This is a genomic window from Pseudomonas sp. 05N433 (genome assembly GCF_056396925.1).
Genome location: NZ_JBFTML010000020.1, coordinates 84,723 through 94,671, shown reverse-complemented (window position 1 = coordinate 94,671; position 9,949 = coordinate 84,723). Strand labels below are relative to the sequence as shown.

10 protein-coding genes and 1 other RNA gene are annotated in these 9,949 nt (G+C 61.5%); 8 read left to right on the top strand and 3 right to left on the bottom strand.

Annotation, left to right across the window (positions count from 1 at the left end; genetic code table 11):
- Positions 1-49 precede the first annotated feature (49 nt).
- The 3 genes from ssrS to AC1DIS_RS13420 all read right to left on the bottom strand — a co-directional run bounded on the left by ssrS (position 50) and on the right by AC1DIS_RS13420 (position 782).
- A non-coding RNA gene (ssrS, locus tag AC1DIS_RS13430) (6S RNA) lies at positions 50-228 on the bottom strand.
- A gap of 30 nt (positions 229-258) precedes the next feature.
- Positions 259-576 carry a cell division protein ZapA gene (locus AC1DIS_RS13425; RefSeq protein ID WP_018927584.1) on the bottom strand — a complete coding sequence of 106 codons (318 nt, stop codon included), beginning with the start codon at positions 574-576 and terminating at the stop codon, positions 259-261.
- Entirely contained in the window at positions 573-782 is a 210-nt protein-coding gene (locus AC1DIS_RS13420; RefSeq protein ID WP_007940359.1) for a TIGR02449 family protein, read from the bottom strand. The genes AC1DIS_RS13425 and AC1DIS_RS13420 overlap by 4 nt, the downstream gene beginning before the upstream one ends.
- A 125-nt stretch (positions 783-907) precedes the next feature.
- On the opposite strand from AC1DIS_RS13420, the gene AC1DIS_RS13415 reads away from it, so the two are divergent.
- The 8 genes from AC1DIS_RS13415 to gcvH all read left to right on the top strand — a co-directional run bounded on the left by AC1DIS_RS13415 (position 908) and on the right by gcvH (position 9,908).
- On the top strand, positions 908-1,462 hold the full coding sequence (locus AC1DIS_RS13415) for a YecA/YgfB family protein (protein ID WP_007940361.1): 555 nt from the start codon (positions 908-910) through the stop codon (positions 1,460-1,462).
- A gap of 27 nt (positions 1,463-1,489) precedes the next feature.
- Positions 1,490-2,824 carry a Xaa-Pro aminopeptidase gene (gene pepP, locus AC1DIS_RS13410; protein WP_007940362.1) on the top strand — a complete coding sequence of 445 codons (1,335 nt, stop codon included), beginning with the start codon at positions 1,490-1,492 and terminating at the stop codon, positions 2,822-2,824.
- The gene (gene ubiH / locus AC1DIS_RS13405; protein WP_064621037.1) at positions 2,821-4,008 is read left to right on the top strand and encodes a 2-octaprenyl-6-methoxyphenyl hydroxylase; all 1,188 of its coding nucleotides are present in this window, start codon (positions 2,821-2,823) and stop codon (positions 4,006-4,008) included. The genes pepP and ubiH overlap by 4 nt, the downstream gene beginning before the upstream one ends.
- 115 nt (positions 4,009-4,123) lie before the next feature.
- Complete coding sequence (locus AC1DIS_RS13400; RefSeq protein WP_177343119.1) at positions 4,124-5,341, top strand: 2-octaprenyl-3-methyl-6-methoxy-1,4-benzoquinol hydroxylase; 1,218 nt, start codon at positions 4,124-4,126, stop codon at positions 5,339-5,341.
- Positions 5,342-5,473: 132 nt separating this feature from the next.
- The gene (locus tag AC1DIS_RS13395; RefSeq protein WP_477780916.1) at positions 5,474-6,478 is read left to right on the top strand and encodes an extracellular solute-binding protein; all 1,005 of its coding nucleotides are present in this window, start codon (positions 5,474-5,476) and stop codon (positions 6,476-6,478) included.
- Between the two features lie 140 nt (positions 6,479-6,618).
- On the top strand, positions 6,619-8,235 hold the full coding sequence (locus AC1DIS_RS13390; protein WP_477780915.1) for an ABC transporter permease: 1,617 nt from the start codon (positions 6,619-6,621) through the stop codon (positions 8,233-8,235).
- Positions 8,236-8,391: 156 nt separating this feature from the next.
- Positions 8,392-9,474, top strand: a complete 1,083-nt coding sequence (gene gcvT / locus AC1DIS_RS13385; RefSeq protein ID WP_413697668.1) for a glycine cleavage system aminomethyltransferase GcvT — start codon at positions 8,392-8,394, stop codon at positions 9,472-9,474.
- 50 nt (positions 9,475-9,524) lie between these two features.
- Positions 9,525-9,908 carry a glycine cleavage system protein GcvH gene (gcvH, locus tag AC1DIS_RS13380; RefSeq protein ID WP_138866476.1) on the top strand — a complete coding sequence of 128 codons (384 nt, stop codon included), beginning with the start codon at positions 9,525-9,527 and terminating at the stop codon, positions 9,906-9,908.
- Positions 9,909-9,949: the final 41 nt, after the last annotated feature.

Here is a 9,949-nt window from a genome sequence, read left to right as displayed (position 1 = left end):
CCCGTAAACATGCCGATGCCGGTATGAAAACCGGCATCGGATTGAAATCAGGCTCCCCGGATGAACCGCTGCTGACTTAGCCCTTGAACCCGAAAGTTCAAGGTGGAAGATGCAGTAGGCTTTAAGGCTTTCCGTCTAGCGGACATGCACACCAGCCCAACGTGCAACCTCCAGGGTAGTGCGAATCGGCTCAGGGACGTGGTCAACTGGCAAGCACCCCAGGGAGTGATGCGAGTATAACTCAAGCGGCCTGGCGAATCAGCCCTTGGTGACATCCGGATCGGTCGACAGCGCCAGGTCGACGCGGTCCAGCAGGTCGCGAACCTGTTCGCGGGTCGAACCGCTGGCCTGCACATCCGGACGTTCTTCCTTGTGCAGAAGGTCGTGCGTGATGTTCAGCGCAGCCATCACGGCAATGCGGTCGGCGCCGATGACTTTGCCGCTGCTACGGATTTCGCGCATCTTGCCGTCCAGGTAGCGGGCGGCGCTGATCAAGTTGCTGCGCTCTTCCTGGGGGCAGATGATCGAATATTCTTTGTCGAGGATCTGCACGGTAACGCTATTGCTTGAACTCATGAGTCTTGCTCCAGGGCCTTGAGGCGCGAAATCATCGATTCGACCTTACGCCGGGCGATTTCATTTTTTTCAATGAGGTGCGCGCGTTCCTCGCGCCAGGTCTTTTCTTGAGCTAGTAAGAGTGCGTTTTGACTCTTTAGTTGCTCGACTCGGGTAATCAGCAGCTCGAGTCTGGCCATCAGCGCTTGCAGGTCGGTGTCTTCCATTGTGTCCACGTGTTCGTCTGATGGGAGGTAGCTGGCGGACAGCCTTTAATAGTCTTGGCGAGTCTGTCGATGTAGGATACAAGGCCTTCATTCTAGACATAGCGCCGTCTGGCGCCTAGCTACCCATGCCCATTCAGAATTCTCCGTACCAAGCCTTCGCCACCCTGCTGAGTACCAGCGGCCATCCCGTCTCGCCTGCCGAGTTGCACGGCCTGCTGCTCGGCCGTAGCTGCGCCGGTGCCGGTTTCGATGCCGACAGCTGGCTGGCAGACGCCGCCGAGCTGCTCGAAGGCGAGCCGCAAGACAACGTTCGCAACGCCTTGATCGGCCTGCAAGAGATGGTCAAGGGCGAGCTTACCAGCGACGACATGACCGTTGTTCTGCTGCTGCCGAGCGACGACGCGCCGCTCACCGAGCGCGCAGCCGCGCTGGGCCAGTGGTGCCAGGGCTTTCTCACTGGCTTCGGCCTGACCCGTCGCGAATATGCCCTCAGCGCTGAAGCGACTGAAGTGCTGCAGGATCTGGCCGCCATTTCTCAGGTGCAAGACGCCCTGGAAGAGTCCGACGACGGCGAAAGCGACTACATGGAAGTCATGGAGTACCTGCGCGTCGCACCGTTGCTGCTGTTCACTGAAACCAAGAAAACCGACGAAGCAGCCGCCAAACCGTCGTTGCATTAATCGCGAGCCAGGAAAAGCCATCTGCCCATGATTCATATCCCGAAATCGGAATACAGCCGTCGCCGCAAGGCCCTGATGGCGCAGATGGAACCCAACAGCATCGCCATCCTGCCCGCCGCCGCGGTTGCCATTCGCAACCGTGACGTCGAGCACGTTTACCGTCAGGACAGCGACTTCCAGTACCTCAGCGGCTTTCCCGAGCCTCAGGCCGTTATCGTTTTGATTCCCGGTCGCGAACATGGCGAGTACATCCTGTTCTGCCGTGAACGCAATGCCGAGCGTGAGCTGTGGGACGGCCTGCGCGCCGGCCAGGAAGGCGCGATCCGCGACTTCGGCGCCGACGACGCTTTCCCCATTACCGACATCGACGACATCCTGCCGGGCCTGATCGAAGGCCGCGACCGGGTGTATTCGGCCATGGGCAGCAATCCGGAATTCGATCGACATCTGATGGACTGGATCAACGTGATCCGCTCCAAGGCGAATCTCGGTGCCCAGCCGCCGAACGAATTCGTTGCCCTGGATCATCTGCTGCACGACATGCGCCTGTATAAATCGGCGGCAGAAGTGAAGGTGATGCGCGAAGCCGCGCGGATTTCCGCCCAGGCGCATATCCGGGCGATGCAGGCCAGCCGTGCCGGTTTGCATGAGTTCAGCCTCGAAGCCGAGCTCGATTACGAGTTCCGCAAGGGCGGGGCGAAGATGCCGGCCTATGGCTCGATCGTCGCCGCCGGGCGCAACAGCTGCATCCTGCATTACCAGCAGAATGACGCGGTGCTCAAAGATGGCGATCTGGTGCTGATCGACGCCGGTTGCGAGATCGACTGCTATGCCAGCGACATCACCCGCACCTGGCCGGTCAACGGCAAGTATTCACCGGAACAGAAGGCGATCTACGAGCTGGTGCTGGCTTCCCAGGAAGCGGCGTTTGCCGAAATCGCACCGAACAAACACTGGAATCAGGCGCATGAAGCCACGGTTCGCGTCATTACCGCGGGCCTTGTGAAGTTGGGCCTGTTGCAGGGCGAGGTCGATGAACTGATCGCCAGCGAAGCCTACAAGGCGTTTTACATGCACCGCGCCGGCCACTGGCTGGGCATGGATGTGCATGATGTCGGCGAGTACAAGGTCGGCGGCGAATGGCGCGTGCTGGAAGTCGGCATGGCGCTGACGGTCGAGCCGGGCATCTACATTGCCCCGGACAACCAGAACGTGGCGAAGAAATGGCGCGGCATTGGCGTGCGCATTGAGGACGACGTGGTGGTCACCAAAACCGGTTGTGAAATCCTGACGAACGGCGTGCCGAAAACGGTCGCCGAAATCGAGGCCCTGATGGCCGCCGCACGGACACAAGCGGCATGAGTCGAGTCAATCTGGCAATCATCGGCGGCGGCCTGGTTGGCGCCAGCCTTGCGTTGGCGTTACAGGCCGGGGCCAAGGCCCGTGGCTGGAAGATCGTGCTGATCGAACCCTTTGCCCCCGGCGATACGTACCAACCGAGCTATGACGCTCGCTCTTCAGCGTTGTCGTTCGGCGCCCGGCAGATTTATCAACGGCTGGGCGTGTGGCAGGAAATTTCCCGCCGCGCCGAGCCGATCAAGCAGATTCATGTCTCCGACCGTGGGCGTTTTTCCACGGCGCGGTTGTCGGCGATGGAAGAGGGCGTTCCAGCACTGGGTTATGTGGTGGAAAACGCCTGGCTCGGCCAATGCCTCTGGCACAGCCTGGACAAGGACGTGATCAGTTGGCGTTGCCCGGCGGAAGTCACCGCCATGGAGCCGCTGACCGACGGCTATCGCCTGACGCTCAACGATGAAACCCTGGTGGAATGCGACCTCGCGGTGTTGGCCGATGGCGGCCGTTCGGGCCTGCGTGAACAGCTGGGGATCGGCATCAAGAAGCGCCCGTACAACCAGAGCGCGCTGATCGCCAACATCACTCCGAGCGAAGCGCACAACGGCATGGCCTTCGAACGCTTCACTGACGACGGCCCAATGGCTTTGTTGCCGCTGCCGGAAAACCGCTGCGCCCTGGTCTGGACCCGTCTGGGCATGGACGCGCAACGGTTGGCGGCCCTTGATGACCGCAGCTTTCTCAACGAGTTGCAGGGCGTGTTCGGTTATCGCCTCGGCACGCTGAAACAGGTCGGCGCCCGCAATTTATATCCGCTGTCGCTGATCGAAGCCGAGGAGCAAGTCCGCCCACATCTGGCGATCCTCGGCAACGCCGCGCACAGCCTGCACCCGATTGCCGGACAAGGCTTCAACCTGTCCCTGCGCGATGCCCAGGCCTTGGCCGACACCTTGCTGAGCAGCGAGACCGCGCTCGGCGATTTCACCACGTTGCAGGCTTATCGCGAGCGTCAGCGTCTGGACCAGAACCTGACCGTGGGCTTCTCCGATCAGGTCACCCGGTTGTTTGGCAGCACCCAGCCGCTGGTTTCCCTGGGGCGCAACATCGGCCTGCTCGGTCTCGATCTGCTGCCGCCGGCCAAGCGCTGGTTCGCCCGGCAGGCCATGGGCCTGGGTACACGTCCCGATGTTTAAGCGGGCGCACCTGCACATCAATATTCATGACGACGCGAGCACTTCGGTGACGCGCGTCGAGAGAACCCTTTACCTGCGGCTCAAGCCGCAAGAGAGACAGGCCTAAAGCATGGAAATGCGCGCAGATCTGCTGATTGTCGGGGCCGGAATGGTCGGCAGCGCCTTGGCGCTGGCGTTACAAAACAGTGGGCTCGAAGTCTTGCTGCTGGATGGCAGCCCCCTGAGCGTCAAACCCTTCGATGGTCAGGCGCCGTTCGAACCACGGGTGAGCGCCCTGTCGGCGGCCAGCCAACGAATACTCGAACGCCTGGGCGTGTGGGACGGCATCGCCAACCGGCGCAGCAGTCCTTACACCGACATGCACGTCTGGGATGGCAGCGGCACCGGGAAGATCCATTTCTCGGCGACCAGCGTACATGCCGACGTACTCGGGCATATCGTCGAGAACCGTGTGGTTCAGGACGCCTTGCTCGACCGGCTGCACGACTGCGACCTCGGGATGCTGGCCAACGCACGTCTAGAGCAGATGCGCCGTTCCGGTGACGATTGGCTGCTGACCCTGGCCGATGGCCGCACCTTGCGGGCACCGTTGGTGATCGCGGCGGATGGCGCCAACTCGGCGGTGCGGCGCCTGACCGGCATTGCGACCCGCGAATGGGATTACATGCACCACGCGATCGTCACCAGTGTGCGCTGTTCCAAACCGCATCAAATGACCGCGTGGCAGCGTTTCACCGACAACGGCCCGCTGGCGTTTCTGCCGCTGGAACGGGACGGTCAGCAGGATTGGTGCTCGATTGTCTGGTCGACCACGCCGAGCGAAGCCGAACGCCTGATGGCGCTGGACGACGAAAGCTTCTGCAAGGATCTGGAGCGGGCCTTTGAAGGCTGCCTCGGCACGGTGCTCAGCGCCGACCCGCGTCTTTGCGTGCCGCTGCGTCAGCGTCATGCCAAGCGTTACGTGGCAGAAGGTCTGGCGCTGATCGGCGACGCGGCCCACACCATCCATCCGCTGGCCGGACAGGGCGTGAACCTCGGTTTCCTCGATGCCGCAGTGCTGGCCGAAGTACTGCTGCAAGCGGCCGCGCGCGGTGAGCGGTTGGCGGATGTGAAAGTGCTCAGTCGCTATGAGCGTCGGCGCATGCCCCACAACCTGGCGTTGATGGCGGCGATGGAAGGGTTCGAACGGCTGTTCCAGGCCGATCCGTTGCCGGTGCGCTGGTTGCGCAATACCGGGTTGAAGATGGTCGACCAGATGCCCGAGGCCAAGGCGTTGTTCGTGCGCGAAGCGCTTGGGTTGATCGGGGATCTGCCGGCGTTGGCCAAGGCCTGAAGCCCCCTCGCCACATTGTCATTCATTCGATTGTGCAACATCTGGTAACTCCTCCACCCAGTGTTCGATTGAGAAGCGAAATGTGAGTCCTTATCATTTGGCCTCACTTCCCCATTTCGAGAGACCGCTTCCATGTTGGCACCCAAGCGTCTACTGACCGCACTGGCCCTGACCCTGATAGGCAGCACCGCCGCCCAGGCTGCCGACGAGGTGGTGGTTTACTCCTCGCGTATCGATGAGCTGATCAAACCGGTCTTCGATGCCTACACCCAGAAAACCGGCGTACAGGTGAAGTTCATCACCGACAAGGAAGCGCCGCTGATGCAGCGGATCAAGGCCGAGGGCGAAAACGCCACTGCCGACCTGCTGCTGACCGTCGATGCCGGCAACCTCTGGCAGGCCRAGCAGATGGGCATCCTCCAGCCGTTCACCTCCAAGGTGATCGACGCCAACATTCCGCTGCAATACCGCGCATCCTCCCATGCCTGGACTGGCTTGAGCCTGCGGGCGCGGACCATCGCCTACTCCACCGACCGGGTGAAACMCGGTGAGCTGACCACCTACGAGGCGCTGGCCGATAAACAGTGGGAAGGCCGCCTGTGCCTGCGCACGGCGAAGAAGGTCTACAACCAGTCCCTGACCGCCACCATGATCGAAGTCCATGGCGCCGAGAAAACCGAGAAGATCCTCAAAGGCTGGGTCAACAACCTGTCCACCGACGTGTTCTCCGACGACATCGCCGTGCTGGAAGCGATCAATGCCGGTCAGTGCGACGTCGGCATCGTCAACACTTACTACTATGGCCGTCTGCACAAGCAGAAGCCGGACCTGCCGGTGAAACTGTTCTGGCCGAATCAGGGCGACCGTGGCGTGCACGTCAACCTGTCGGGTATCGGCCTGACCAAACATGCACCGCACCCGGAAGCCGCCAAGGCGCTGGTGGAGTGGATGACCACGCCTGAAGCGCAGAAGATTTTCGCTGACGTGAACCAGGAGTTCCCGGCCAACCCTGCCGTTCAGCCTTCGGCTGAAGTCGCGAGCTGGGGCAAGTTCGTGGCCGATACCTTGCCAGTGGAAATCGCCGGCAAGCGTCAGGCTGAAGCGATTCGGATGATGGATCGGGTCGGCTGGAACTGAGTCTGCTGTTTTAAAGATCAAAAGATCGCAGCTTGCGGCAGCTCCTACCGGGTAAATACCATCCCGACGTAGGAGCTCCCGTAGGCTGCGATCTTTTTGCGGTTTGCATACACTTCGTTGATTTACCCGAGAGCTTTTCCTTGGCCCACCCCGCCCAACGCCGCTGGTATCCCCTGGTCTTCGCCATCGCTGCGCTGGTCCTGCTGCCCCTGAGCGTCCTGCTTCTTTCCTGGCAAACCATCGATCAGCAGATCTGGTCCCACCTGTGGGGTACGCAGATGCCGCGGCTGCTGGGCAATACCCTCACGCTGGTCGTCGGCGTTGGCATCGGCGTGACGCTGTTGGGCGTCAGCCTCGCCTGGCTCACCAGCCTCTGTGAGTTCCCGGGGCGGCGGTGGCTGGACTGGGCGTTGATGCTGCCGTTCGCGATTCCTGCCTACGTGCTGGCCTTCGTCTTCGTAGGCCTGCTGGATTTCGCCGGGCCGGTGCAAACCCTGTTGCGCGAATGGTTCGGCAGTGGTCTGAGGCTGCCGCGAGTGCGTTCCACCGGTGGCGTGATTCTGGTGCTGGTGCTGGTTTTCTATCCCTACGTTTACCTGTTGGCGCGCACTGCATTTCTGGCTCAGGGCAAAGGCCTGATGGAAGCGGCGCGAGTCCTTGGGCAATCCCCGTGGCAGGCGTTCTGGCGAGTGGCGTTGCCCATGGCTCGTCCGGCGATCGGCGCGGGGGTGGCGTTGGCGCTGATGGAAACCCTGGCGGATTTCGGTGCGGTGTCGGTGTTCAACTTCGATACGTTCACCACCGCCATTTACAAGACCTGGTACGGCTTTTTCAGTCTCTCCACCKCCGCGCAACTGGCCAGCCTGCTGCTGTTAGTGGTGATGGTGGTGTTATATGGCGAGCGCCGGGCTCGGGGAGCCAACCGGGCGGGCAACGAACGGCCGCGGGTCAAGGCGTTGTATCACCTGCATGGGGTCAAGGCGCTGGCGGCGATGAGCTGGTGTGGTCTGGTGTTCGCCTGCGCCTTCGTCATTCCCGTGCTGCAACTGCTGGTGTGGTTCTGGCAACGCGGGCGCTTCGATCTGGACGAGCGGTATGCCGGGCTGATCGTGCACACCCTGTACCTGGGCGGCATGGCGGCGTTGATCACCGTCAGCGTCGCGCTGCTGCTGGCGTTTGCCCGTCGATTGGCACCGACCCGGGCGATCCGTTCCGGCATCAGCCTGGCCAACCTCGGCTACGCACTGCCGGGCTCGGTATTGGCGGTATCGATCATGCTGGCGTTCAGTTATCTGGATCGCGAACTGGTGATTCCGCTGTCGGGCTGGCTTGGCGGCGCGGGCAAACCGTTGCTGCTGGGCAGTCTGTCGGCGTTGTTGCTGGCCTATCTGGTGCGATTCATCGCCGTGGCTTACGGGCCGCTGGAAAGCAGCTTGGCGCGTATACGGCCTTCTTTGCCCGAAGCAGCACGTAGCCTTGGCGTCAGTGGGCCACGACTGTTTTTCAAAGTGTATCTGCCGCTGCTGCTTCCGGGCACGTTGAGCGCTGCGTTGCTGGTGTTCGTCGACGTGCTCAAGGAAATGCCCGCGACCCTGCTGATGCGCCCGTTCGGCTGGGACACGCTGGCGGTGCGGATCTTTGAAATGACCAGCGAAGGCGAGTGGGCGAGGGCCTCGTTGCCGGCACTGACCCTGGTTCTGGTCGGGCTGTTGCCGGTCATCGGATTAATCAGAAGGTCGGCGCATCGAAACGGCTAGGTGTCAGTCCTACACCTTGCGGCTACAATGCGCGGCATTCGGTGCGGTCCGTCTTTCAGACCGGGTTGCTGAAATCGGCTGAAAGCCTTTATTTCAAGGCATTTCACCCCGTACAGCGGCTGTCCGCACCTTCGCCACGCCCGGAAGGAGAAACCCATGGGACAGCGCACGCCTCTGTATGACCTTCATCTCGCCCTCGGCGCGAAGATGGTCGATTTTGGCGGTTGGGATATGCCTCTGCATTACGGCTCGCAGGTCGAGGAACACCATCAGGTGCGCCGCGATTGCGGGGTTTTCGATGTATCCCATATGACCGTGATCGATGTCGACGGCCCCCAGGCCAAGGCCTGGCTGCAATACTTACTGGCCAACGACGTCGAGCGCCTGCACAGCCCCGGCCGTGCCTTGTACAGCGCCATGCTCAACGAGCACGGCGGTATCGTCGATGACATGATCGTCTATCGCCTCGATGACGGATATCGGCTGGTGGTCAACGCCTCCACCCGCAATCAGGACCTGGCCTGGATGCAGGCTCATCTCGGCGACTTCGATGTGCGGCTCAACGAGCGCTCCGAACTGGCGATGTTGGCCATTCAAGGGCCTCACGCCCGGCACAAGATTGCCGAACTGGTGACCCAGTCCCGCGCTACGTTGATCCAGCAGCTCAAACCTTTCGAAGGTCAGGCCGACGGTGACTGGTTCATCGCCCGCACCGGTTACACCGGTGAGGACGGTCTGGAAATCGTGCTGCCGGCCGATCAGGCGCCGGGGTTTTTCAACGATCTGGTGGGCGCAGGAATTTCCCCGATCGGCCTCGGGGCGCGCGATACCTTGCGGGTCGAAGCCGGCATGAACCTGTACGGTCAGGATATTCATCAAGACGTTTCGCCATTGGCTTCCAACATGGCCTGGAGCATTGCCTGGGAACCGGCCACGCGCCAGTTCCTTGGCCGTACCGCCCTGGAGGCCGAGCAGGCCGCTGGCGTGCAGCACAAACTGGTCGGTCTGGTCCTTGAAGAACGTGGCGTTCTGCGGGCTCATCAGGTGGTTCGCATCGCCGATGTTGGCGAAGGGGAGATCACCAGTGGTAGTTTCTCTCCTACGCTTAGCAAGTCGATTGCACTGGCGCGCGTGCCGGCGGCCACCGCCGACCGCGCTGAAGTGGAAATCCGTGGCAAGTGGTACCCGGTTCGAGTGGTCAAGCCGACCTTCGTACGCCATGGCAAAACCTTGATCTAACCTTTTTTGGCGGTCAATGACTGCCGACATTTTTCTTGAGGACACAGAACATGAGCGAAATCCCTGTCGACCTGCGTTTTGCCGAAAGTCACGAATGGGCCCGTCTAGACCATGATGGCGGCGTGAAAGTGGGTATTTCAGACCATGCTCAGGAAGCCTTGGGTGATGTGGTGTTCGTCGAGCTGCCGGAAATCGGCAAAGTGTTCGCTGCCGGTGAGGCTGCGGGTGTCGTCGAGTCGGTCAAGGCTGCGTCGGATATCTACTCGCCGGTCTCCGGCACAGTCATTGCCGTCAACGAAGAGTTGGCCAACAGCCCGGAACTGGTCAACAGCGCGCCTTATGACAGCTGGTTCTTCAAACTCGAGCCAAGCGATACCTCTGAGCTGGACAAGCTGCTCGACCCGATGGGCTACAAGGCCGCCATCGGCGAGTAATGCCCGCTTTGCAGGAGCTGTCTTCGGCAGCTCCTGCAAAG